Annotated in this window: 21 protein-coding genes; 18 read left to right on the top strand and 3 right to left on the bottom strand. The window is 69.3% G+C overall.

The genetic code is table 11. From position 1 onward, the window contains the following. Positions 1 to 17: 17 nt before the first annotated feature. From KEG57_RS55765 to KEG57_RS31125, 10 genes are all read left to right on the top strand, one after another. Positions 18 to 1,358, top strand: coding sequence for a ubiquitin-conjugating enzyme E2 (locus KEG57_RS55765; protein ID WP_272422819.1), 1,341 nt, complete (start codon positions 18 to 20; stop codon positions 1,356 to 1,358). Further along, the gene (locus KEG57_RS31165) at positions 1,355 to 1,954 is read left to right on the top strand and encodes an MPN domain-containing protein (RefSeq protein WP_272422820.1); all 600 of its coding nucleotides are present in this window, start codon (positions 1,355 to 1,357) and stop codon (positions 1,952 to 1,954) included. The genes KEG57_RS55765 and KEG57_RS31165 overlap by 4 nt, the downstream gene beginning before the upstream one ends. Beyond that, entirely contained in the window at positions 1,951 to 2,877 is a 927-nt protein-coding gene (locus KEG57_RS31160) for a hypothetical protein (RefSeq protein ID WP_272422821.1), read from the top strand. Before KEG57_RS31165 ends, KEG57_RS31160 begins: the two co-directional genes overlap by 4 nt. After that, positions 2,874 to 4,862 carry an ATP-binding protein gene (locus KEG57_RS31155; RefSeq protein ID WP_272422822.1) on the top strand — a complete coding sequence of 663 codons (1,989 nt, stop codon included), beginning with the start codon at positions 2,874 to 2,876 and terminating at the stop codon, positions 4,860 to 4,862. Before KEG57_RS31160 ends, KEG57_RS31155 begins: the two co-directional genes overlap by 4 nt. Then, positions 4,859 to 6,025, top strand: a complete 1,167-nt coding sequence (locus KEG57_RS31150) for an AAA family ATPase (protein WP_272422823.1) — start codon at positions 4,859 to 4,861, stop codon at positions 6,023 to 6,025. Before KEG57_RS31155 ends, KEG57_RS31150 begins: the two co-directional genes overlap by 4 nt. After that, positions 6,025 to 6,801: a hypothetical protein gene (locus tag KEG57_RS31145; protein ID WP_272422824.1), complete on the top strand. Its 777-nt coding sequence runs from the start codon at positions 6,025 to 6,027 to the stop codon at positions 6,799 to 6,801. Before KEG57_RS31150 ends, KEG57_RS31145 begins: the two co-directional genes overlap by 1 nt. 10 nt (positions 6,802 to 6,811) lie before the next feature. Further along, a complete protein-coding gene (locus KEG57_RS31140) occupies positions 6,812 to 7,066 on the top strand; it encodes a hypothetical protein (protein ID WP_272422825.1) in 255 nt (84 codons plus the stop codon). Further along, complete coding sequence (locus tag KEG57_RS31135; RefSeq protein WP_272422826.1) at positions 7,063 to 7,737, top strand: tetratricopeptide repeat protein; 675 nt, start codon at positions 7,063 to 7,065, stop codon at positions 7,735 to 7,737. Before KEG57_RS31140 ends, KEG57_RS31135 begins: the two co-directional genes overlap by 4 nt. Continuing rightward, positions 7,734 to 9,503 (top strand): DUF8588 domain-containing protein, encoded by a 1,770-nt coding sequence (locus KEG57_RS31130; RefSeq protein ID WP_272422827.1) that lies wholly within the window; start codon positions 7,734 to 7,736, stop codon positions 9,501 to 9,503. The genes KEG57_RS31135 and KEG57_RS31130 overlap by 4 nt, the downstream gene beginning before the upstream one ends. Positions 9,504 to 9,675: 172 nt before the next feature. Continuing rightward, complete coding sequence (locus KEG57_RS31125; RefSeq protein ID WP_272422828.1) at positions 9,676 to 11,076, top strand: hypothetical protein; 1,401 nt, start codon at positions 9,676 to 9,678, stop codon at positions 11,074 to 11,076. 77 nt (positions 11,077 to 11,153) lie between these two features. Here KEG57_RS31125 and KEG57_RS31120 read toward each other — a convergent pair whose 3' ends face one another. Next, on the bottom strand, positions 11,154 to 11,735 hold the full coding sequence (locus KEG57_RS31120) for a hypothetical protein (RefSeq protein ID WP_272422829.1): 582 nt from the start codon (positions 11,733 to 11,735) through the stop codon (positions 11,154 to 11,156). Between the two features lie 267 nt (positions 11,736 to 12,002). On the opposite strand from KEG57_RS31120, the gene KEG57_RS31115 reads away from it, so the two are divergent. After that, on the top strand, positions 12,003 to 12,554 hold the full coding sequence (locus KEG57_RS31115; RefSeq protein ID WP_272422830.1) for a SixA phosphatase family protein: 552 nt from the start codon (positions 12,003 to 12,005) through the stop codon (positions 12,552 to 12,554). A gap of 331 nt (positions 12,555 to 12,885) precedes the next feature. Here KEG57_RS31115 and KEG57_RS31110 read toward each other — a convergent pair whose 3' ends face one another. Further along, positions 12,886 to 13,899: an AAA family ATPase gene (locus KEG57_RS31110; RefSeq protein WP_272422831.1), complete on the bottom strand. Its 1,014-nt coding sequence runs from the start codon at positions 13,897 to 13,899 to the stop codon at positions 12,886 to 12,888. 146 nt (positions 13,900 to 14,045) lie between these two features. On the opposite strand from KEG57_RS31110, the gene KEG57_RS31105 reads away from it, so the two are divergent. From KEG57_RS31105 to KEG57_RS31075, 7 genes are all read left to right on the top strand, one after another. Continuing rightward, positions 14,046 to 15,620 carry a peptidase MATCAP family protein gene (locus KEG57_RS31105; RefSeq protein WP_272459109.1) on the top strand — a complete coding sequence of 525 codons (1,575 nt, stop codon included), beginning with the start codon at positions 14,046 to 14,048 and terminating at the stop codon, positions 15,618 to 15,620. 52 nt (positions 15,621 to 15,672) lie between these two features. Next, positions 15,673 to 16,407, top strand: a complete 735-nt coding sequence (locus KEG57_RS31100; protein WP_272459108.1) for a hypothetical protein — start codon at positions 15,673 to 15,675, stop codon at positions 16,405 to 16,407. Positions 16,408 to 16,689: 282 nt separating this feature from the next. Continuing rightward, on the top strand, positions 16,690 to 17,364 hold the full coding sequence (locus KEG57_RS31095; RefSeq protein WP_272422834.1) for a hypothetical protein: 675 nt from the start codon (positions 16,690 to 16,692) through the stop codon (positions 17,362 to 17,364). Positions 17,365 to 17,680: 316 nt separating this feature from the next. Beyond that, positions 17,681 to 18,451 (top strand): hypothetical protein, encoded by a 771-nt coding sequence (locus KEG57_RS31090; RefSeq protein WP_272422835.1) that lies wholly within the window; start codon positions 17,681 to 17,683, stop codon positions 18,449 to 18,451. A gap of 214 nt (positions 18,452 to 18,665) precedes the next feature. After that, positions 18,666 to 20,216, top strand: a complete 1,551-nt coding sequence (locus tag KEG57_RS31085) for a serine/threonine-protein kinase (RefSeq protein WP_272422836.1) — start codon at positions 18,666 to 18,668, stop codon at positions 20,214 to 20,216. Further along, a complete protein-coding gene (locus KEG57_RS31080; RefSeq protein ID WP_272422837.1) occupies positions 20,213 to 21,073 on the top strand; it encodes a tetratricopeptide repeat protein in 861 nt (286 codons plus the stop codon). The genes KEG57_RS31085 and KEG57_RS31080 overlap by 4 nt, the downstream gene beginning before the upstream one ends. A 127-nt stretch (positions 21,074 to 21,200) precedes the next feature. Continuing rightward, positions 21,201 to 21,662, top strand: coding sequence for a hypothetical protein (locus KEG57_RS31075; RefSeq protein WP_272459107.1), 462 nt, complete (start codon positions 21,201 to 21,203; stop codon positions 21,660 to 21,662). A 322-nt stretch (positions 21,663 to 21,984) separates the two neighbouring features. Here the strand turns inward: KEG57_RS31075 and KEG57_RS31070 are convergent, their stop codons facing one another. Further along, a complete protein-coding gene (locus KEG57_RS31070) occupies positions 21,985 to 22,419 on the bottom strand; it encodes a hypothetical protein (protein WP_272422839.1) in 435 nt (144 codons plus the stop codon). Positions 22,420 to 22,773: the final 354 nt, after the last annotated feature.

The following is a 22,773-nucleotide window of genomic DNA, read 5'->3' as shown; positions in this document are numbered from 1 at the left end:
TAGGCGAGCTCGGGCGCGTGGCAGAGACACGCGAAGACGCGCTCACGCTGCTCGGAGGCGCGATCCTCGCAGGCGTTCCAGGCCTCGAAGGCGCGCGGCTGCCGCGGTTCGAAGGGCCGCCGCGCGACTATTTTCAGAAGGTCGCCGAGATCGTGGAGCAAGGCGGCGGGCGCGCCGGTGTCGCGGCGCTGCTTTCCGAGGCGTCGCGGCTCTTTCCCGGCAAGAGCGGCAAGGGGCGCGAGGCGGCCCCGGCGCGTGATTCCGCGGCGCCCGCGCTGCCCATTTCGATCGTGCTCCAGGAGGACCTCGGTGACGAGCAGATCCTCGCGATCGTGAAGGCGTCGCGCGGCGTCGCGGCCTCGCTCGGGCGAAGGGCGGCGCTCGATCTCGTGAGCCGCGAGGAAGGGGGCCTCTGCGTGTCGTTCGAAGGCGCGAGCGAGGACGAGGCGGAGACGATCGTGCGGTCGCTGCACGCGTCGATCGCACCCTCGATGCGCGTTTCGGTTGCGCGCGAGAGTCATGCGTTCCGCGATTATTTCCTCGATCCGCTCCAGGCCGAGGGGCCGGATGGGCAGCGGTTCGTGCTCGATCACGTGCGGGCCTCGACGCGGCTCGTGGACGTGGCGCAGGCGATCCTCGAGGCGTACGAGGAGGCGTTCTGGCCCATGGGCAAGGGCGAAAAGGCGCTTCCCGTCGTGGATCTGCGTCGGCCCGGCGAGCGCGGGGCGCGGCGGCTCTTCTCGCAGCAGACGCTGCACGACGCGGGCGTGCGGCCCTTCGATCTGCTCGAAGTGCATCCGGAGCGGCGCGCCGGCAGCGTGAATCCGTTTCTCTTGACCGAGAGCCTCGCGATGGTGAAAAACCAGATCCTCGAGTTTGCCGGGACGCGAGGCGGCTTCGAGGTGCAGGCGAACGCGCTCGACGTGCCGACGGAGTACCTCGTGCGCTTCCGCGCGCCGGGGTTCGCCCCGGGATCGCCGCCGCGGCGGATCGAGGAGCACGAGGTCCTGCTCGTGATGCCGCCCGATTTCCCGGTGAAGGCGCCGGAGGCGTATTTCCAGCGCGAGGTGTTCCACCCGAACGTGGACGCGAAGACGGGGCTCGTTTGTCTGGGCGTGCTCGCGGAGAGCTATCGTCCGGGGCTGCATTTCGGTACGGTTTGTCAGATGCTCGTCGACATGGCGTCGTACCGGAACTACGAGCTGCGCGAGTTCTACAATCCCGAGGCCCACGCCTGGGCGTCTTCGCCCGAGGGGCAGGCCGCGATCGTGGCGATCGGCGGGCGCTCGCGCGGCGAGCTCGAAGGCGGGCCGGCGCGGCGCGCGCGTAGCGTGAGGATCGAGCGGCTCTCGGCATGATCCGGGCGAAGAAGGCGTTCGGCGTGTCCCCGATCGAGGAGCCGCCGCCGCCCCTCCTCGAGAAAAGCGCGCTCGGTCCGCGCGCCCGCGCGTGGCCCGGAGAGGCGCGCGCGGAGGGGCCCGTGGACGTGTTCGTCCGGAAAAACGTGCGCGAAGCGCTGGGCGTTTCGTGGGCGTTTTCGCGCGAGGTGGAGGAGGGCGGGTTCCTGTTCGGACAGGTGCATCGGGACGCGGATCAGCCTTCGCGGTGGCTCGTGGTGGTGACGGAGGTGATCCGGGCGGAGCACGCGGAGGAGGCGCCGGACGCGCTCGTGTTTTCGCCGGAGTCGTTCGCGTCGATGCGGCGTCATGTCGAGGCGACGCGGGACGGGGCTTCGATCCTCGGGTGGTTTCACACGCACCTCGTCGCGGGCCCGGAGGATCGGGGGTTGTCCGTCGTGGACCGGGATCTGCACTTCTCCACGTTCCGGCGGCCCTGGCAGGTGGCGGCGCTCGTTTGCGTGGATCCGGCGCGGGATCCCGAGGGGCGCGAGGTCTCGTTTTTCGCGCGGCAGGGCGATGTCCTCGTGCCTTGCGCCGTGGAGGTGCTCGCGTGACCGAGCTCGAACGGGGTGCGTCGGGACGAACCACGGGGCGGATCTCGGCGGCCATGTCGATCGCGGCGGAGGTGATCGCGTGGGCGAGCGCGTCCGGCGGTGCACGGCCGCGCGGGAAGGCGCCGCTCGGCGAAATGGGGTTTCCGTCGTTACTCACGCCGCCCGAGGTCGTGCGAGCCGCGGCGGCGGCGCTTGCCTCGATCCACGCGGCAAAGCTCGGCCTGCGCGCGCCGCCGTTCGGGGATGCGCGGCCCCTCGGGCCCGGCGGCGTCGTGCTCGCGGCGGCCGTGGGGCTCGCGGAGTCGCCGAGCGTGGCGGAGGCGCTCGCGGAGGCCTGTCCGGAGCTCTCGGGGGCGTGGGATCTCTTGCTGCGGGATGCGATCACCTCGCGCGCGCTCGCGACGTCGATCGACGTGGATCTCGCGGACATGCTGCGCGCGCGTTCACCGCTCTCGGCCGCGCTCGGCAGGCCCGCGCCCGGAGGCGAGGACGAAACGATCGCCACGATCGCGGCGCTCGTCCGGCATCCGGACGGGAGAAGGTTGGTGGTCCAAACGTTCGCGCGGCCGGGCGCTCCGCGTGACGTGCGGCGGTTTCGCGCGGCGGCGATGGAGCGGCTTCGCACGGGGGACGCGGGCTTGCTCGATCTGGTGATCGAGGTGTACGAGGCGGCGCTCGTGTTTCACCGGGAGCGCGTGATCGAGGAGATCGCGGCGGCGCGTGGCGTGATCACCGGGCGAGGGGATCCGGAGGCGAAGATCGAGGACGCGCTCGCGGTGGCCGCTTTTTACGGCCCGCTCTGGCGGATCCGGAGGGCGCACGGCGAGCTTTTGCGAATGCGCCACGGGCTCGATCTCGAAGGGATGCTCGAAGGGACGCGCCTGTTTCAGCTCGGCGCGCATCTCTCCGGAGAGGAAGCATGAGCCGGCCGCTCGTCTCGCTCGCGCCGCTCGGGGATGCCGAGGCGTTTCAGGATGCGCTGTTCAATGCGCAGGATCAGACGCTGCGGGCATTGCTCGAAGCGTGGCCCGCGCTGTCCTTGGAGCCGCTCGCCGAGGTGCTCGATCGGCGCGTGTCGGACCTGCGGATCAAGGTGGTGGCGATCTCCGAGCGCACGCCGGTTTTCTGGCCGCCGGGGCTTCGGTTGAAGGCGGTAGCGGCGCGCGCGGAGGCGCCGGCACCCGCGCCGGTTGTCGCCCCGGCGGCCCCTGCGCCCAAGCCTTCGCCTGCGCCCGCGACCGAGGGGCATCCGCAGGCGATCTCGGAGGCGCAGGCCGTGGAGATCGCGTATGGCGACGAGATCGAGCAGGTCGCGTCGTTCCTGCGAGCCGGCCTCTCGGCAATGGTCATTTGCGACAAACTCGTCGTGCGGCACCTCTGGCCGCGGATCGTATCGGCCGCGCGGCTCGATCGGGTGGTGCTGGAGCTGCCGCCCGAGGACGCGGAGGCGGCCATCGTGCCTCGGGGGCTCCGGCAGATGCAGATCGCGCGGCTGCGGGAGCTGATCTTCGGGCTGAAGGAGGGGCAGGTGCTGGTGCTGCCGCACCTCGATCTGCTCGTGGCGGCGACCGAGCGCGGGATGTCGAGCGAGGCGCGGGAGATCACGGAACTTCTGTACGAGGCGCCGGATCGGCCGCTGCTCGCGTTCGTGGATCGATCGCTCGTGGTGCCGGAGGTCGTGGCGGCGCGGTTTTCCGTGCGGATTTCGCTTTCGGGTTTGCCGCGGGAGGTTTCGGTGGACGGGCGGCGGGCGCCGGTGGGCGTGGCGCTCGTGACCCAGCGAGAAAGGGCGATGTTCGCCGATTACAGCCCGGCGGAGCTGTTCAAGCAGGTCGCGGGGCTCAATCCGATCCGCCTGCGCGATGCCATCGCCTACGCGGTGCAGATCGAGGCGCGGCGGGGGCATGGCGAGGCAAACCCCTCGCGCGTCGCGCGGCTCTACGAGTCGATCCGCGTGTTCAAGGCGCAGACGTCCGAGGATTTTGTGATTCCCGACGTCACGATGGATGATATCGGGGGATATGAGGACGTAAAAACCCTGCTTTCGCGGGCGATCAAGCTGCTCGCCGGGGTGTTTCAGCTCCCGGACGACAAGCTGCGGCGCGAGCTCATTCCGCGGGGGTTTTTGTTTCACGGGCCGCCGGGGACGGGCAAGACGCTGTTCGCGAAGGCGATCGCGAACCAGATGAACGCGACGATCCGCGTCGTATCCGGGCCGGAGGTCACGGACATGTACGTGGGCGAAAGCGAGCGCAAGCTCCGCGCGATCTTCGCGGAGGCGCGGCGGAACGCGCCGAGCGTGGTGGTGTTCGACGAGTTCGATTCGATCGCGGCCAGGAGAAGCGGGCGGGACGACGGCGGGAGCCGCGCAGGCAACGCGCTCGTCGCGCAGATCCTGACGGAGATGGACGGGTTCCGGCCCGACGTGCCGATGCTGGTGATTGGCACGACGAACCGGCTGAACCTCATCGACGAGGCGCTGCTCCGGCCGAGTCGGTTTCAGCCGATCGCGATCGGTTTGCCGGACGAGGCGGCAAGGAGGCGCATCGCCGAGGTGCACGCGAAGCATTTTCGGATCGAGGCGAGCCCGGCGCTGCTCGACGTGATCGCGGAGGCGACGCACGGGATGAACGGGGATCAGATCCGGTCGATCTTCCGGGACGCGTGCGTCGGGCTGTTTTGCGAGACGCCGCCCGCTCCGGCGACGCCGGAGCGGATCGGGTTTCTGGTCGGGAGGATTCGCGCGGCGGCCGACGAGCAGAGGCTCGAAGGGGCCGCGCCGATCGTGGCGGTCGCCGCGCGCGCGCCATCGGGGCCCGGGCCGCGGCGGCCGTCGGGCGCATTGTTCACGCTTTCGTCGGGGAATGGCCCCGGCGGAAATGGTACGTCCGGAGGAGGATCGACGTGAGTTATCCGGAGGCGACCCTTCGGACGGTGGACCGGCTGTCGCGGCTCGCGAAGGAGCTGAAGCGGCAGTTTTTCCTGCGGGACGAGGCGGTCGACATCCTCGTGCTCGGCGCGGTTTGTCACGAGCACGTGCTCTTGCTCGGGCCGCCGGGCACGGCCAAGAGTGATTTGCTGACGCGGTTCGCCGAGCAGATCGACGCGCCGCGGTTCCATTACCTGCTCACGCGGTTCACAGAGCCGGCGGAGATCTTCGGACCGCTGGATCTGCCGGCATTCCAGGAAGGGCGATACCACGTGCGCACGGAGGGGATGTTGCCTTCGGCGACGATCGCGTTCCTCGACGAGGTGTTCCAGGGCGGGAGCGCGATCCTGAACACGCTGCTCACGCTGGTGAACGAGCGCATCTTTCATAATGGTCCTGTCCGGGAGCGGGTGCCGCTCATGTCGCTCGTCGGTGCGTCGAACGAGCTGCCGGACGATCCGACGCTGAAAGCGTTTGCCGATCGATTCGCGCTCCGGGTGCTGGCGCCGCCGGCGCCGGACGAGGGGCTCGGCGAATTGCTCGATCGAGGCTGGGACCTGGAAGTCGAGCGGCTCGACGCAGCGAAACGGAGCGAGCGCGGGGAGGGGACGGCCGTTTTGCCGATGCTGAAGGAATCGGCGGTGCGGGCGCTGCAACATCACCTCGCGGGGGTGAAGCTCTCCGACGTGCGGCCGCTGTACGAGCAGATCCTGCGGGATACACGGGCCGAGGGGCTGGAGCTTTCGGATCGGCGGATCGTGAAGGGGCTCCGGCTCGTGGCGGGCGCGACGCTCCTCGCGGGGCGGGAGCAGGCGACGGTCGAGGATTTGTGGCCGATCAAGCACGTGTGGTCGCGGCCGTCGGATGCGCCGATCCTGAGGCGCGTGGTGGAGACACGAATGGCCGAGGCCGGAGGCGCGAAGGCGCCGCGGGCGCGCGGGCAGAAGCATATTCTCGCGGATCTGGAGACGCTGGAGGAGCGCGAGGGGAGCCTGCGCGGGGAGACGGCGATTTCCGCGCATTTGATGGCGCTCAATCGACTGCGGCGCGAGGTGATTCTGGATCACCCGGACGGGCGGGAGCTTCGGGAGAGAATCGAGGGGGTCGTGCGCCGCGTGCTCGCGCGGCTCGAGGAGGCGTGATGTGCAATCCGCGTCGAGTGGAGGTGACGGCGACACGCGCGATCGTGGAGGCGTGGGACCGCGAGGTGCGGCGCGTGGCGTCGCGGACGGGGACGGTGCGCGGCGAGGTGAGGATCCGGCAATCGCTGGCAGGATCGCTCGGGGCGCCGGCGCTCGCTGCATTGGAGCGCGCGCTCGACGCGGGAGATCTCGCGTGGCGGGAGGTTCCGGAAGGGTATCGATACGAGATTCACGGGGGATGGGCGCTCTATTCGCCCGACGATCGGAGCTTGACGATCGTGGCCACGCAAAGCGAAGAGGTGGTCGGTCGGGGCGAGGCGGAGAGGCGTTTGTCGGGGCGCGTGGAGGAGCGCATCTCGGCGAGCGGGATGGGGGCTTATTACGACGACGGATACAACGGCAGGACGCGGGCCGCGGCGGACGCGGAGGCGCAGGCCTCGGCAGAGGTCGCGCTCGACGCAGCGGCGCGGGCGCGCGTCGCGCAGGTGGCGAGTGACGCGGAGGCGGCCGTGCGCGTGGAGGTCGAAGCGGAGGCGGCACGCGCGGCGGAGGCCGATTTCGAGGCGCGCGCGGCGACGCGGCAAGCGGAGCTCCAGCGGCAAGTGGAGGCGCGCGCGGATCGGGTGTTCGCAGAGGCGCGGCGGGCATTCCATGCGCTGCTCGCGCGGGCCTATCGGGACGCGCTGCTCGCGATGGCGCGGCATCGGGGGGCGCAAGGGATTTCGGTGCACGAGGACGGCGATGTCCTCGAAATCGAGTTCGAGCTGCCGAGGTAGGAGGCGCGCCATGCCGACGCTCGTGCGATTTCGATTCAACAAGGTGACGGGGGAGGTCGAGGAGTTTCTGGTCGACGATCAGGATCGCCATCTGCCCGAGGCCGAGCACGACCGGATTGCCGCCGAGGTCGGGCGGTTTGTCGCGGCGTTCCCGCGGTTGCGCGAGGTGGGGCCGGAGGGATCGCCCTTGCGCGAGGTCGAGGGCGCGCGCGAGGAGCCGGCCGAGGAGGCGGAAGGCGGGCCGCTCGTGCCGGAGGTCGAATGACGTCGGCGCGGGAGCTCTGGGCGTCGGCGGGGCGGTGCTGGCTGTCGATCGGGGACGAGGACGAGGCGCTCCGGTGCTTCGAGGCGGCCGCGGCGTGGGGGAGCCTCGGGGTGCTGCACGAGCGAAAGGGGCGGTTTTTCCAGGCCGCGAAGGCCTACGAGCGCGCGCAGCAATGGGTGGACGCGGCGCGGTGTTTTCACGCGGCCGGGAAATGGGAGCCGGCCGGGCGTTGCCTCGCGAGGGCGGAGCTGCCGATGCGGCGTGCCTGGACGCTGGTGCACGAGATGGGGCGTGCGGCCGAGGCGGAGAAGGTGATCGACGCGGCGCCGATGCGCGACGTGGCGGAGACGGTGTCGATGACGCTCGTGCGCGCGCGGTGTGACGTGGCGCGCGGGGATCACGCGGCGGCGGCGAAGAAGCTGCGGGAGGTGTTTCCGGATCTCGCGCGGGTATCGCCGGCGTCGGGATATCGGTGCGTGACGGAATGGGCGGTGCTGATCGGGGAATCGATGCGGCGGCCGGATCTGTCGGCGCTGGCGCTGGCCGCGGGGCCGCGGGGCGTCGAGGCGGACGAATTGTGGGAGCGCTGGTCCTCGCGGGTGTTCGGGGAGGTGGTGCCGCCGCCGTTCTCGCTGCACGCGCAGGAGGACGAGGAGGCGAACGCCGGATGAGCGAGGGCAAACCCACGACGTTCTGGCAGCGGCTTTTCGGGCGCGCAGGCGACGTGGCGCGATCGGACGAGGCGCCGGCGAAGGAAGACCCGCCGCCGCCGCCGCCCCCGCCTGCTATTGCGCCTCCGGCTTCGGTTCCGCCTCCGCAATCCCCAGCCGTGGCGGAGTTTTCCCAGGCGCCGGCAGGGCAGGCCATGGCGCTTCTGGAGGCGAATCTCTGCGGCGCGATGTTTCCCGGGGCAGGCGAGGCCCTCGCATTTCTCGGGGCGCTCGGCGGGGCGCGGCTCGCGGCGCGCGCGGTTTGTCGGAGAGGTCCACAAGGAAGAATATGGGTCGAGGTGGCGGCGCCGCCCGAAAAGGCAGCGACGCTCGCGCGTCTGGCCGGAGGTCGCGCATTCACGGGCCTCGTCGCGGGCGCAGGAGAGGAGCCGACCCTGGGCGCGCCGCGCGCGTGGGTCGCCATGCTGCCGGATGGAAAACCGATGCCACCGCGGATTCTGTTGCCGCAGGGGTCATCGCGCACGGTGCTGGTCACGGGGCGCGACGTGGAGCGGCTGGAGCGGACGCTGTGGACCCATGCGCCGCTCTCGGCGCTGCTCGAATCGACGTCGCTGCGCGCCGAGCGAGCGCGGGCGCGCAGTGAAATCGTGGCCGTGGTGCCGCCGGAGCTCGCGCGCTGGGTCGTGGGGCGTTGTCTCGCGCTCGGGCTCGTGGTCGCGCTCGCGCCAGCCGAGCGGCGTGAGCTCGCCGAGGAAGGGGAGGGCGCGGGCGTCGTGTGGATGCGCGTGCACGCGCCGAAAGGCGTGGTGCCGGCGTCGTGGATCTCGCGGCTCGCGGATCTGCCGGGCGTGGTGGTCGCGTATGCGGCGGGCGGGGACGCGCGGCTCTTCGTGGATGCGCGGTGCGACGCGCCGGCGTGGGCGCCGTTTTTCGCGTCGTTCCTCGACCGAGACGAGGTGTGGGTGCTCGGCGCGGTGGATGTGGGGCACGCGAGCCTGCGTCTGCTCGGCGAAATGGTCCCCGGCGGATCCCTCGTGACCCTGCCGGATCGAGCGGCGGCGCCGATCGAAATGGGGAGAGCGGCGGCACGTTTGCCGGAGCCGATCCGGGTGGAGCTCGTGCACGATGGGCGCGCGACGCGGATCGACGGCGTCTTGCTGGACGCAGACGAGCTCGCCTGGGCGCGGCAATGGCTCGTGCGGCTGCCGGCAGGGGACGCGGTGTATCTCGCATTCGGAGAAGATCGGCACCTGTTGCTCGCGGCGGACGAGACCGCTTCGCGCGTGCCGTTTGGCATCGCGCTGTCGCGGATCGGTCCGGGGGCGATTTACGTCGAGCAGGGGCTCGGGTTTTTCCCGGCCATGCCCTCCGAGGCGCGGCGCCGGGCCTTCGGGCCGAAAGAAGGGGAGCTCGTGGTTGTCACGCGCGGCGGGTCGTTCGTTTTTCGGATCGATTCGCTTTCGCCGGCCTGGTCGGCCTGGATCGCGGAGCCGCCGCCCATGCACGCCGAGCCGTTCGGTCAGGCGACAAAGAAGCTCGCGGAAATCGAGCGGCAAGCGCGCGCGGACGGGGAGCGCGCGGCGGCCCGGAAGCTGCCCGTCGAATTCGATGTGCAGGACGGAGACATCGACGAGGCCAAGATACGCGAGCAAGCCGCGCGCGCGCTCGCCGGCGGGAGCCTCGCCCGCGCCGCGCAGCTCTACGAGCGAATCGGCGATCTCCGCGCGGCGGCGCAGCTCTACGAGCGCGCCGCGCGCGGCGAATAAGCGACGGAATCGACGCCGCCCCCGACAGGACGGGTTTTGCGCCCCGGGCATTCTCGTGTTTCGAGCGCCGTTCCCGCGTGCTCCTCACGTCTTGTCGTTGTAGGCTGGGTTACTTTACTGGGGGCCGAAGGCGTGAAGCATGCGCGTTCGGCGAATGAAATAGGGAGGATGCATGCAACGACGACGGATGGCGGGCGTGGCGCTCGGCGTGGGGCTTCTTCTCGGTATCGGGGCTTGTAGCAAGAACGATGAAACCCGGACCGAGACCTCGACGGGGCCTGCGGCCTCGGGTCCTGCGATGTGGTCGAACGCGCTCGGCGCCGACGGCAGGCAGGCAGGATGGTTCATCGGCGCGTCCAAGACGGGTGAGCTCGTCCTGGCCGGGACGATGGAAGGCTCCGTGAAATTCGGCGACGCAGGCGCACTGCAAGCGAAGACGAAGAGCGACATCTTCGTGGCGTGGCTCGGGCCGGACGGGAAGATCAAGCGCGCGCGGCGCTTCGGCGATTCGGGCCGCCACGTGCCCGTGGGAATGGCCGTCGATCCACAAGGCGGCGTGGTGATCTCGGGCCTCACCGACGGGAACATCGATTTCGGAGGCGGCCCGCTCGCGGACCTCGGCGGCGGTGACGCCTTCGTGGCCTCGCTCGGTCCGAACGGCGAGCTGCGTTTCGCGCTGCGCGCCGGCGACGCGACGATGCAAAATGGCGGCGAGGTCGCGCTCGCGGCCGACGGGAGCGTCTACTGGTCCGGTTCGTTCGAAGGGACCATCGATATCGGTGGACAAACCCTGACGAGCGCCGGAAACTCGGACGTGTTCGTCGCGCGGATCGAGCCGACGGGCAAGGTGAGCTGGGCGAAATCACTCGGCGGGACAGGGACCGAATCGGATGGCTCGCTCGTGATCGACGCGAAGGGCCAGATCCTCGTGTCCGGGTATTACGAGGGCGCGCCGAACCTGGGCGCGGGCGCGCTGCCGGACACCGGCGCGGCGGACGGCGAAATGCTCGTCGCCCTCGATTCCACAGGCAAGGTGCTGTGGTCGAAGGGCGCGCCGAACAAGACCGGCTTCTTCGGGTTTGGTCTACATGCCGGCGAGAATGGGACGTTCCTCGTCGGCACCGTGGCAGGGTCGATCGATTTCCTCGGCAAGACGCTCGCCGCGCAGGGCGGCTCAGGCGAGGGGCTCGGGGTCGTGCAGATCGACAGCACGGGCAAGGTGCTGCGCTCGGACGTCTTCCCAGTCGAGCGGCTCGGGCAGGTCTACGCGACGCCGCTGAAGGGCGGCGGTCTCGTCCTGGGTGGCCATTTCCAGGGCACGATCGATCTCGGCGGGCAGAAGCTCACGAGCGCCGGGGAAGAGGATCTGTTCGTGGCCTGGATGAACCCGCAAGGGCGCATCGAGCGTCGCGAGCGGCTCGGCGGCAAGGAGCACGAGCGTCTCGGCGATCTCACGGTGACGCCGGACGGGCACGTCGTGGTGACCGGCATGTTCGAGGGGACGATGAACCTCGGCGCCGGCGATCTGGTGAGCGGCAAGGGGCCGGACGCGTTCGTCGCGTTCCTGCGGTAATGCAATAAGGACCAACGGAGCGCGTCGGGCTCGCTTTGGGCAGGGCGGGCCCGACGCGCTCGCTTTTCTTCGCTTCGTTATCGCGTGGGCTTGAGGTGGAACGCGCCGCAGCCCGGGAACGTGATCTTGCCGGCGAAGAGCGAGCCGTCCGTGGCAATTTCGCCTTCCATGCTGACCATGACGTAGTCCTCGGGTTGCACGATCCAGCGGCTCGGATCGAAGCGCACGCGGCGGGTCTCGGGCTCGTACGTGCCAGCGATGAGGTAGGAGCCGGTCGCGCCCGAGGGGGCGTGCTGGAAGTCGAAGACCGCACGCACGACACGGCCGCGGACGTCGACGATGCGGAGCGCAAGGCCAGTGTTCCCCTGGACGCAGTCGTAATCGCCGACCCAGGTGCGCGAGCGCTGGAACGGGTTTTCCGCGGGGAACTCGCGCGGGATCCAGCCGCTCTCGTCCTGGGTGACGATCTCGGGCGCCGCAGTGCCCTCGGGCTGGTTGACGATGATGTAGATGGCCGTGGGCTCGGGCGCGGGCGCGACGACCTCCACCGGATCGGGAGGCAGCGGCGCCGGGGAACGGACGTAGTGCGGGCCGCCCCCACACCCGAGGGCCGACAAGGCCCCGACGAGGAGCGCCCCCCAGGCGGAAACGGCGCCCAACCACTTTGCGACCCTTCCCTCGGACGAGCTCAAGAACATCGTCTCCTCCCCGGCTCGCGTGTCTTCATGACCCGCGGCGGCCGGCCGCAGGGGTGAGAATAGCGCGTTTTCCCGGAAAGCACGTGGATTTCGCGCGTTCCCGGAAAGGCCCGTCGCTCTGGACATGATCCCGCGCATGCCGCCGGAGGTCCTGACGGCATTTCCCGAAACCCCTTCCGTGAAACGCGAGGTGCAGGGGCTCGCAGTACGGGGTAGAGATCACACGCCATGGATCTCCTTCTATTTCGACACGGCGAGGCCGTGGAAAACGCTCCCGGGCTCGGCGACGCAGGCAGGTGGCTTACGGCGAAAGGCCGGCGGGTGACGCGAAAGGTTGCACGCTGGCTCGACGAACGGTCGTCGCGTAGGCCCACGGCGATCTGGACCTCGAGCCTGGTGCGCGCGGTGCAGTCAGCGGAGATCCTCGCGGCCGAGATCGGCCTCGTCGAGGAGATCCTCGTACGGCCAGAGCTCGCGCCGAGCGGGGATCTCTCGGATCTGGTGCGCCTGATCGAGGCACATCGCGGGCGCGGGCCGCTCGCACTCGTAGGCCACGAGCCAAGTTTGTCGATGCTCGCGCGGAACCTGCTCGGCGACGTGGCCTGGCCCGGGATCAAGAAGAGCGGAGTCGCCGCGATCCGGTTCACGCCAGCCGAAGGCGAGGAAGGGCGGCGCGAGGCAAGCTTCCGGTTTTTGCTCCAGCCAAAGGGACTCGAGGTCGTGCGCTCACTCGACGCGAACTCGCTGGAAGAGGCAGCGCCGCAGCAGCCAGCGGCCTGAGCGGCTCCTGGAGGCGTTTCGCTGGGGCGTTGCCCCAGGCCCCACCCGGGGCTCTCCGCCCCGGGACCCGGACCAGCGCAAGCGCTGGACCTTTGGTCGATGAACTGCGCGATGCGCAGTTCATCGAACAGGCCGAGTCAAGACCCGTAGCGACCCTGCCAACCAAGACCGCCGTGACTGGCAACGCTGTCTCTGGTCTTGCCACCGGCCCGTTGGAAGAACTGCGCGACGCGCAGTTCTTCCACCCCGAGTCCAGGGCTTGCCCTGGTCCGGGTCGAGGGGCGGACAGCCCCCGCGGGGGCCGGGGCAGCGCCCCGGCGCGACGGCCCAACTAGCGGACGCTCTTCGCGGCTGCTTCGAGGACGTCGACGTCGCGTACGCCGTCGGCCTCGGCGCGGTAGGAGAGGACGATGCGGTGGCGGAGCGCGGGTATGAGCATGGCGCGCACGTCGTCGACGTCGGCGGCGGCCTCGCCGCGCAGGGCGGCGCGTGCTTTGGCGGCGAGGACGAGGGCTTGGCTGCCACGCGGGCCGGCGCCGTAACGCACGTACTCCTTGACCTCGCGCGCGACTTTGCCTGCCGTGGGACGCGTGGCTCGGCAGAGCGAGACGGCGAGGGAGACGGCCTCGTCCGTGACTGGGATGCGCGGGACGAGCTTGCCGATGGCGCGCACGTCGTCGGCGTGGAGGACGGGCTCGATTTGTGGGGCCTTGCCGCTCGTGGTGCGGCGCGCGACCTCGCGCTCCTCCTCTTCGCTCGGGTAGTCGACGTGGATTTCCAGGAGGAAGCGGTCGAGCTGGGCCTCGGGCAGGGGGTAGGTACCCTCCTGCTCGATGGGGTTTCTCGTGGCGAACACCTGGAAGGGATCCGGGAGCGGGTGCGTCGCCGCGCCGACTGTGACCTTGCGCTCCTGCATGGCTTCGAGGAGCGCGGCCTGGGTCTTTGGGGGCGTGCGGTTGATCTCGTCGGCCAGGATCAGGTTGTGGAAGATCGGGCCGGGCATGAAGCGCAGTGTGCGGCTTCCGTGCTGCTCGTGGAGCACGTCGGTGCCGGTGATGTCGGCTGGCAGGAGGTCGGGCGTGAACTGGACGCGGCCGAACGAGAGATCGAGGGCGCGGGCCAGGGAGGCCACGAGCAGCGTCTTGGCGAGGCCTGGGACGCCGACGAGCAGGGCGTGGCCGCGCGCGGCTAGGGTCACGAGCATGGATTCGACGACCGCGTCCTGGCCGACCACGGCCTGGGCCACGGCGGTGCGGAGGCGCTTGGCGGCGGCCTCGGTTTTTTCGAGCAGCTCGGCGTCGGAGAGTTCTGCCTCTCCCGTGTCGGTCGTCGTGTCGGTGGACATGGGGGTTCGGGGGCCGAGCTCCGCTCGCGGAGCGGAGCCCCTGAGCGTCGTACGGCGCAGGCCTCGTACCGCGAGCGTCGTGCCCGAGCAAGGCTTCCGGAACTTCCCATGATCCGTCCGGGCCCAACTGTGTGACAATCATCGTGATGCCCCCCAAGCAGGAGCCTCGCGAAAAAGAGCCGCGGGAGGTCGCCGCGTTTGCCGTGCCGCCGCCGCCCCTCGTCCCCGCTGAGGCGGAAGAGGGCCGGGAGGCCAAGGACTTGGCCGAAGAGCCCTCGAAAGAGCGAGAGCGGCCGCCGGAACGGCCGTCGAGCCCGGGAAAACGCAACGGAAACGGGAACGGCTCGGCGAAAGGGCAGGTTGCCGAGCACGCGGCGACCGCGCCGCTCGAGTCGCTCAGCCTGCGCGACGAGCCGATTCCGTCGGTGCCGCCGCCGCCCGCGGCAGGGCCGTGGCGCTCGTACAAGGAGATCCTGGCCAAGCTCTCGCAGCGCGTGCTGGAGGCGCAGCGGCCGATCCGGATCCTGCAGGCGCTCCGCTGGGAGTCGGCGGTGGAGGAGCAGTTCCTCCGGGGCAAGCAGCGTGATTTGCCGAAGGTGACGTACGCTTCCGACCTCGGTTTCGACGCGGACGCGAAGATCGCCGAGCTCGAGGAGATCCTGCGCGACGCGGAGCGCGAGCTCGGGAAGAACGACAGGCTCGGGCAGATCCTCCGGCAAACCGCGGCGGAGTACCGCGACGTCGTGCGGATGCTGAAGTCGCGCGGGAAGAAGGATTTTTACAAGCTGTCGCGGCTGCTCTACGGGTCGCCGAAGGACAAGCTGCCCGACGGTCAGACGAGCGTGCGTGACATGGGGATCGTGCTCTACGACGTGCTCACAGCGATCGGAGGCGAGAAGCTCGGTCCCCCGGAGCGGCGTGAGATCACGGCCGAGATGGCGGCGATGGAGCTGAACGCGCGCTTCGATCGGTTCTTCGGGAGCGCGGCGATCCGCGTGCAGGTGGACGACTCGATCCTCGCGGACGCGGCCGCCGGCAGCGACTACGTGAAGATCCGGAGCGGGGCGACGTTCTCGACGCGGGACATCGACATCCTCGAGGCGCACGAGGGCTGGGTGCACGTGGCGACGAACCTGAATGGGCAGGCGCAGCCCGTGGCGCGCTGGCTCGGCAAGGGTCCGCCGCGCACGACGGCGGTGCAGGAGGGGCTCGCGGCGCTGGTCGAGATCTTCACGTTCCGGTCCTCGCCGCGGCGCGCGAAGAAGCTGAACGATCGGATCCTCGCGGTGGACAAGGCCGAGGACGGCGCGAGCTTCCTCGACGTGTTCGAGTGGTACCGGACCGAGGGCTACGAGGAAGACGAGTGCTTCCAGAACGCGCGCCGTGTCTTCCGCGGCGGGCTGCTCGAAGGCGGAGGACCGTTCACGAAGGACGCCTGTTACTGCAAGGGGATCGTCTTGAACTACGCGTTCATGCGGGCCGCGATCCAGCAGGACAAGGCCGCGCTGATCCCGTTCTTGTTCGTGGGGAAAGTGGCGCACGAGGACGTGCCGGTGCTGTATGCCCACGTCACCGACGGGATCGTGAAGCCTCCGCCGTACCTGCCGCCGCTCTTCGATGACATGAACGGGCTCGCGATCTGGATGTGTTACTCGTCCTTCTTCTCACGGCTCGGGGCCACGGCGATCGCCGAGCACTACAGCAAGGTGATGTCGCTGTAGCGCAAGTCGGACGGCATATAGCCGCGGCCTTGTCAAGGAAAAAGGACAGGACATGGGATCGCGGACGATGACGTACGGGGTGAGCGTGGCGCTTCTTTGCGTCGCGCTCGTTGGGTGTGGAGAAGGCGGCGGGACGGGCGGCACGGCCGGCGCGGGCGCGTCGAGCACGGGCACGGGCACGGGCGGCGCCGGCGGTAGCGGCGGGGACGGTGGCGGTGGGACGGGCGGCTCCGGCGGCTCCGGCGGCGGGACCGTGGACAAGGCGAAAGATTGCGCCGACACGTTCGGCGACGCGCTCACGAGCGCGTTCGGGCGCGTGGACGGAACGGTGCTCGCCATCGTGAAGCCGACCGATACGCAATGCGCGATGCCGAATGACGATCACGTGGTCGTGCAGGTCGTGATGGACGGCAAGGCGTATCGGATGGTGGTGAACGTGCTATCGAGCTTCGGGGATCCGAATGTCGGATATCTCGAGACCACGCACGTGATGCCCGGCCCCGCGTGGCAGGAAGGCTGGCATACCGGAGTTTCCCTCGATTATCCGACCGACCTCGGGGTGCAGGCGGAGGAATTCACGGCGTACGACATGGCCACGCTGTCGGACATGATCGCCGACGCGATCCCGCTCGGCGAGAAGATCAGCGTGTTTGCCCACAGCTCGGGCGGAGCGAGCGCGCACAAGGTGCACCGGAACAGCGCGGCCCAGGATGGGGTCATCGTGCTCGATCCGGAGAGCGCCGCGCCGAAGATGCTGCTCTTCCGGTTCTCGAATCAGGTATTTTGAAACTCTCTCCGCGTTGCGCCGCGCGGCCCTGAAAACGGGGCCCGCGCGGCGCGGACGGGCCTCGGCACGGCCCGTAGGGGCGCGCCCATAAGATTTCTCCTGCGTCGGGCGAACGCCCGCGACACGTGTTCCATCGCCAGACCGCTCGACGTTTCGGCGCCCCGGATGAATGAATTCGCTTGGGGTCGGACCCCTGTGCAAGCGAGCACATGGTTGCTTTTTTTTCGCACTGGGGAAGGCCCTCATCGAAAAGGAAACAGGGGGAGGTTTCACATGAAGAACGTGTCGAGGATCGTTGCGCTGATCCTGTCCGCGTCGGCTGGCGTGTGGCTGACCGGTTGCGCTGCCGAGCTCGGTGATGCGGGTGAGGATACGGATTCCGCGATCGCCAACGTGCACGAGGGCAAGGGCATCACCAAGGGGCGTCTGGGCGGCCAGGCGGACATCCCGGTGATCTCGAAGGGCAAGGGCATGGGCGGCGGCCAATTCGAGGGCGGCCAACTCGGCAAGGGCGCGCGGGTCGCGGGCGGCGGCGAGACGCAGATCGAGGAACGGACGTTCGGCGGCGGCGGTCAGCTCGGCGGTCAGCTCGGTGGCCAGCTTGCTGAACGGCTCGGTGGTCAGGTCGCGGGTGAAGAGAAGTTCGAAGACACCCAGCGGGCCGAGGTCGGGGCCGAGGCCGAGGGACAGCTCGAGGATCTGGGCCTCCGCCACGAGGAGAGCGCGGGCCAGGCCGAGGAGGAGGGGGATACGGCGTCGTCGCAAGAGGCGCTGTCCTCTTGGTGGGGGGCCATCGGCCCCGGGTACCGGTACGGCTGGCGTGGCTACGGGTACTACCCCGGGCGGTTCTACGGCGGCTACTGCGGCTACGGCGGCTACGGCGGCTACGGCGGCTACTGTGGCTACGGCGGCTACGGCGGCTACTGCGGCTACGGCGGCTACGGCGGCTGCTGGTGATTGCTTCGGCCATGGCCGTACGGATCTCGTGAGTTGAGCTTTACGGGCCCGCTAGGACTTCTCGGAGTTCGAGCGGGCTCGTTTCATTTCCACGCTCGACCATTTTCCAAGCAAACGAACCTGCTCCGGACATGGGTTTTTTCGAGCCCATGGGGCGATACGTGTCCCGCACATTCCCGCGCCGAGACCGCTCGACGTTCGGCCGCCCTGGCCAAATGAATTCGCTTGTGGTCGGAGCCTCTCGCGAAGGCGAACGGCTCGCCGTTCGGGGCGAGGGGGGAAGGCCGCAGCGAAGTGGAAACAGGGGGAGGTTCGTATGAAGAATGTGTCGAAAATCGTGGCGCTGATCCTTTCCGCGTCCGCGGCCGTCTGGATGACGGGTTGCGCGGCCGAGGTCGGGGATTTCGAGGATACGGACAGCGCGCTCGCGAACGTGGAAAAGGGCGCGGGGATCACCGGGGGGAATATCTCGGCGGGCCAGGACAGCCAGCTCGGCGAGAATCTGCCCCTGGGCGGCGAGATCCTGCGCGGTGTGATCAGCAAGCGCATGGCGAGGGGCGGCGAGAAGGCTTTCGAGCAGGGCCCCGGCAAGGGCCTCCAGAAGGGACGGCTCAGCAAGGGCCTCGAGCAGAACCTCGGCAAGGGGTTCAGCAAGACCGCCCCGATCCCGGCGCAGGAGAAGGCCGTGGAGCAGCCGGCGCAGCCGGAGCAGCCGGCGCTCGGGCAGGAAGAGGAGAGCGGGCAGGTCGCGGGCGTGGAGAGTATCGAAGAGAGCCAGGTGCCGGGCCTCGAGGAGATCGCGGGCCAGGAGGCCTCGGGTGAGGAGGCTCTCAGCCTGGCCGAGGAAGAGACCGGCGAGTCCCAGGAAGCGCTTTCGTCGCAGTATTGGCGCGGCCGGCATCGCGGCTGGTACGGCGGGTATTACGGGTACGGACGGCATGGACACCGCTATCCGTACTACGGCTACTACCCGCGCTACCCGCGCTACGGCCACTACCCGTACTACGGCGGCTACTACCCGTACTACGGCTACCCGTACTACGGCGGCTATCCGTACTACCGTCATCACCGCCGTTACTGGTGGTGAGCGGCCGAATGGCTTCGGCCCAATAACTTCGTGACGTGAGCATACGGGCCCGGTCAGTCTCCTCGGAGGCCGATCGGGCCCGGTTCCTTTGGGCCATGGTCTCTCTGGCGACCGCTTCCGTCCCCGGTCCGCGTCCCCCGCCCTCTCCACCTGCGCCCGCCCTTCCTTCCTTTCCGCTTCCGCTCCCGTCCGCCCCGGTGGCATCATCCTCCCCGTGAGGATCTGCCCCGCGTGCTCGCGCGAGTACCCCGATGCGCGCTCGCATTGTCAGGATGACGGGATCAAGCTCGTCATCCTGGACAAGACGGCGGCGATCCGGGCCGGAGAGCTCGTGGGGCAGCTCGTCGACGGGCGCTATCGCATCGAGCGCGTCCTCGGCCACGGCGGCATGGGCACGATCTACGCCTGCCGGCACGTGGTCGTCGGCAAGGCGTTCGCGATGAAGGTGCTGCGTCCGCCGCGCAGCGGGCACAACGAGGGCGTGCTCGCGCGCTTCATCCGCGAGGCGCAGACGGCAAACGCGCTGAAGAGCCGGCACATCATCGAGACGACGGACTTCGGCCAGCTCGCCGACGGCCCGTTCTACGTGGTGATGGAGCTGCTCGAGGGCCTCGATCTCGCGCGGGCGATGCGCGAGTCGAGGCTCGGTCCAGCGCAGCTCCTGCACGTGTTCATCCAGATCGCCGACACGCTCGAGCTCGTGCACGCGCACGGGATCGTCCACCGCGATCTGAAGCCGGACAACGTGTTCCTCGTGCAGGAGAACGGCGATCCGCTGTTCGTGAAGCTCCTGGATTTCGGCATCGCGAAGGTGCTGCACAGCGGTTCGTCGGAGCTGACCGAGGAGGGGATGATCCTCGGCACACCGCACTACATGGCGCCCGAGCAAGCGCGCAGCGAGGGCGTGGATCACCGCGCCGACGTGTACTCGCTCGGCGTGATGATGTACCGCGCCTTCACAGGAAGGCTGCCGTTCACCGCGGAGTCGACGATCGGCGTGATCACGCGGCACGCGATGGAAGCGCCGGAGCCGCCGAGCCGGTTCTGCGCGATGGACGGGCTGCTCGAAGCCATGATCCTGCGCTGCATGGCGAAGCGGCCCGAGGAGCGGCCGCAACGCATGGCCGAGGTGTCGCGGGATCTGCGCGCGCTCGCGATGAAGTCGTCAGGCCAGGGCTGGCCCGTGCCGAGTCCCACGAGCCCCCCAGGACACGCGCCGGGGCCGTACGCGACCGGAAACTTCGCGCGGATCCCGACAGGCAACGCGCCAGTGCCGATGCCCGCAGCGACGCCGAGCCAGGCGCCGCCGCCGATGGTGGAGAGCGGCGCGACGCAACGCGGGTTCGTCACATCCGCCACGGGAGCGCACAAGGCGCCGCCGAAGCGCAGCGCGGCCGTGCTCGTGTCCCTCGTCGTCGCAGCGCTCGCGATGGGCGGGATCGGCGCGGTGCTCGCATTCGCCGTGATGCGCGGAGGCCAAAGCTCGCAAGAGAACGCGAGCGCATCGAGCGCACAAGCGCCCGCCCCGAGCGCAAGCCCGACGTCGCCGCCGCAAGCGCTCGCCGCGACAGCGCCGTCCGAGCCGACGACGCCGCCCCCCGCGACCTCGGCCGCGTCGTCGCCGACGTCATCGCCGACGACGACGCCCGCGGCCACGCAGACGCAAGCTCGCACGTCGCCAGGGCCCGTTCGTACGGCAGCGCCGCCGCCCACGACCACCAGCAAAACGGGCCGCAGGTCGGAGATCCGGAGTCCCTTCGAATGATCCGTCGCTCCATGCCGCTCGTCGCGGCGTCGCTCCTCGGTTTGTCCTTCCTCGTCGCGAGCCCCGCGGCCTCGGCCCAGGCGAAGAAGCCCGCGCCGTCCACGCCGGCGGCGAAGAAGAAGCCGCCGAACAAGAACGATCCGAAGCTCGTGGAAGCCAAGCGCCTGTTCCAGCAGGGCGAGGATCTCTACACGAAGGGCGACTACGAGAAGGCCATCGAGGTGTGGGAGATGTCCTACGAGCTCTCGCAGCGAGAGCTGATCCTCGAGAGCATCGCGAACGCCTACGAGCGGCTCGGGAAGGCCGAGAAAGCACGCGAGTACCTCGGCCGCTGGCGTGAAGGAGCGCCGCCGGAGGAGCACGCCGATCTCGACGCGCGGCTCGCAAAGCTCGACGAGCGCATCGCGAAGGAGAAGGCGGAGAAGGACGCAAAGGAGAAAGCCGACCAGGACGCGAAGGACAAACACGAGGCCGAGGAGCGAGCCAAGCGCGAAGGCGGCAAGCTCTTCATGCCAGGCGTGATCCTCGCAGCCGCAGGCGGAGCCGTGGCGATCGGCGGCGGCGTGCTCGACATCCTGGCCGCGACGCGCAGGCCCGACGCATCCGTCGTGTGTGGAAAGACGGCGGATGGAAGGCAGCTCTGTCGCTCATCAGCGCAGGACGACATCGAGTCGTCGAACACCTTCGCGACCGTGGGCGACATCATGCTGATCGGCGGAGGCGTGGCGGCCGTGGTGGGCGTGGTGCTCGTGGTGACGCAGAGCGGCGGGAAGAAGGGCGCGGAAGAGAAGAAGACCGCCGTCGCGCCGTGGTTCCTGCCAGGCGGCGGCGGGATCGTGGCGGGCGGGTCGTTCTAGAAAGAACGCGTCGTCGCTTTCGACGCGCATTTGTCAAGCCATTTCCCCCGGGCCCGCGAGCGCGGATCCGCAACCGGCCGGCCCCTGCGTTGACGCGCATACATCGTGGACGCATTGAATACGTGTCATGCGCGACGTGGAATGCACGCCGCGATGGGTGCGCAGCCGCGGGTCGCGCTGGAAAGGGGGAACCATGCGATTCATCAAGCCCATGACGTTCGCATTCGTGCTGGCTACCAGCAGCATTCTCGTGATGCCGCCGGCGACGGCGCGTGCCGACGTCATCTTACCCTCCAGCATCTATGCCCTCGGCGCCGATTTCGATTCCAGTGCCAGGCCTGGTCTGGAAGGCGCCGAAATTCGCAGCCTTCATTTCCTCAGCCCGCTGCTGCGGGCGCGTATCGTGGGAGGCGGGACCTACATCGCCGAGGTGGGCGACATCATCACGTCCGTCAATGACCGGCGGGTCTTCGACCACTACGACCTCGCCACGAGGCTGCGCGGCTTGTCCAGCGGCTCCAACGTGAAGCTGGGGATCGTGGACATCCGCTCGGGCAGGACCGTGCAGGTCTGGGTGACACTCCGCTAAGGGGAGGCCTCGCGTCCCCCTCTCGTCCAGGCAAAGCCCAGCCGATTCACCCCCCGAGGGAAGATCGCTTCGCGATCTTCCGAGCATCGACCGGTTCGATGCTCTCGTACCCCCAGCCGTGTTCCCTCGAGCGAGGGATGCGGGAGGTGGTTGTCAAGCGATTTACCGTCGAATCCACGCTCTCGGGGAAGGTGTCGCTCGTCGATACGACCTCGGGGGCCCGAGCCGGCCCTGAGACAGCGCTGCCGCTGCCGCTTCCGCTGCCAGGCAAAAAGGACGGGCGATCGGGGAGATCGCCCGTCCTTCTCGCGGGAACGCTGGATCAGGTATCGCTCGACATGCGGAACCTGTAGTCGGCGATGACGTTCGGGGCCCACACGCCAATCCACACGCGATACGTGCCAAGCCGCGGGTTCAGGATGTTGACCTCGGGCTGCTGATTCCCGCCGCTGTCATCGTCGCACCGGTACGAGCCGTCGGGGAGCTGCACGAGGAGGACGAGGTCCTTCGAGGACTCGGTGTTCAGCCGGAGGTTCGGCCGCGCCCGATCCACGGTGATCTCGAAATCGTTCATCTCCACGATGTATCCAGGGCAGCCGGCCGATCGGTCCGACGCCCGCTGCGTACCGGACGCCGTTCCGACCGCCGTCGCAGAGGCACCCGGCCCCGGCGCTCTGACCAATCGCGGCTGCTGAGCGTACACCGTCGCCGCGACCATCCCCACAACCAGCACCATACTCATCGCAATCGCTTTCATGGAACCACCTCCCACCGTCCAGGACAAGCAATGGTTGCGCCACGATAAAACCGAGCACTTGCGCACGAGCGCACCACTCATCCCCCGCGCCGCGGCCTGAGCATTGGTCTCATCGCGAGGCGTCGCGCCGGGGCGCTGCCCCGGGCCCCGCGGGGGCTGTTCGCCCCTCGACCCGAACCAGGGCAAGCCCTGGACCTTAGGGGGAAGAACTGCGCGATGCGCAGTTCTTCCCACAGGCTGGTGGCAAGACCATGAAGGTGCGTTGCACGCTGGCGACGGGCACAGCGCCGCGGTCTTGGCAGGCAGGGTCGTCGCCGGTCTTGACTCGGCCTGTTCGATGAACTGCGCATCGCG

The sequence above is a fragment of the Polyangium jinanense genome (genome assembly GCF_028435365.1).
This window is presented reverse-complemented; position numbering and strand designations above follow the sequence as displayed.

Coding starts and splice junctions, on each gene's coding strand:
- KEG57_RS31075 (WP_272459107.1), top strand. CDS start 21,201: ATGCGCGACGTGGAATGCACGCCGCGATGGGTGCGCAGCCGCGGGTCG.
- KEG57_RS31125 (WP_272422828.1), top strand. CDS start 9,676: ATGCAACGACGACGGATGGCGGGCGTGGCGCTCGGCGTGGGGCTTCTT.
- KEG57_RS31105 (WP_272459109.1), top strand. CDS start 14,046: ATGCCCCCCAAGCAGGAGCCTCGCGAAAAAGAGCCGCGGGAGGTCGCC.
- KEG57_RS31100 (WP_272459108.1), top strand. CDS start 15,673: ATGGGATCGCGGACGATGACGTACGGGGTGAGCGTGGCGCTTCTTTGC.
- KEG57_RS31145 (WP_272422824.1), top strand. CDS start 6,025: ATGTGCAATCCGCGTCGAGTGGAGGTGACGGCGACACGCGCGATCGTG.
- KEG57_RS31155 (WP_272422822.1), top strand. CDS start 2,874: ATGAGCCGGCCGCTCGTCTCGCTCGCGCCGCTCGGGGATGCCGAGGCG.
- KEG57_RS31090 (WP_272422835.1), top strand. CDS start 17,681: ATGAAGAATGTGTCGAAAATCGTGGCGCTGATCCTTTCCGCGTCCGCG.
- KEG57_RS31115 (WP_272422830.1), top strand. CDS start 12,003: ATGGATCTCCTTCTATTTCGACACGGCGAGGCCGTGGAAAACGCTCCC.
- KEG57_RS31165 (WP_272422820.1), top strand. CDS start 1,355: ATGATCCGGGCGAAGAAGGCGTTCGGCGTGTCCCCGATCGAGGAGCCG.
- KEG57_RS31080 (WP_272422837.1), top strand. CDS start 20,213: ATGATCCGTCGCTCCATGCCGCTCGTCGCGGCGTCGCTCCTCGGTTTG.
- KEG57_RS31140 (WP_272422825.1), top strand. CDS start 6,812: ATGCCGACGCTCGTGCGATTTCGATTCAACAAGGTGACGGGGGAGGTC.
- KEG57_RS31070 (WP_272422839.1), bottom strand. CDS start 22,419: ATGAAAGCGATTGCGATGAGTATGGTGCTGGTTGTGGGGATGGTCGCG.
- KEG57_RS31130 (WP_272422827.1), top strand. CDS start 7,734: ATGAGCGAGGGCAAACCCACGACGTTCTGGCAGCGGCTTTTCGGGCGC.
- KEG57_RS31110 (WP_272422831.1), bottom strand. CDS start 13,899: ATGTCCACCGACACGACGACCGACACGGGAGAGGCAGAACTCTCCGAC.
- KEG57_RS31135 (WP_272422826.1), top strand. CDS start 7,063: ATGACGTCGGCGCGGGAGCTCTGGGCGTCGGCGGGGCGGTGCTGGCTG.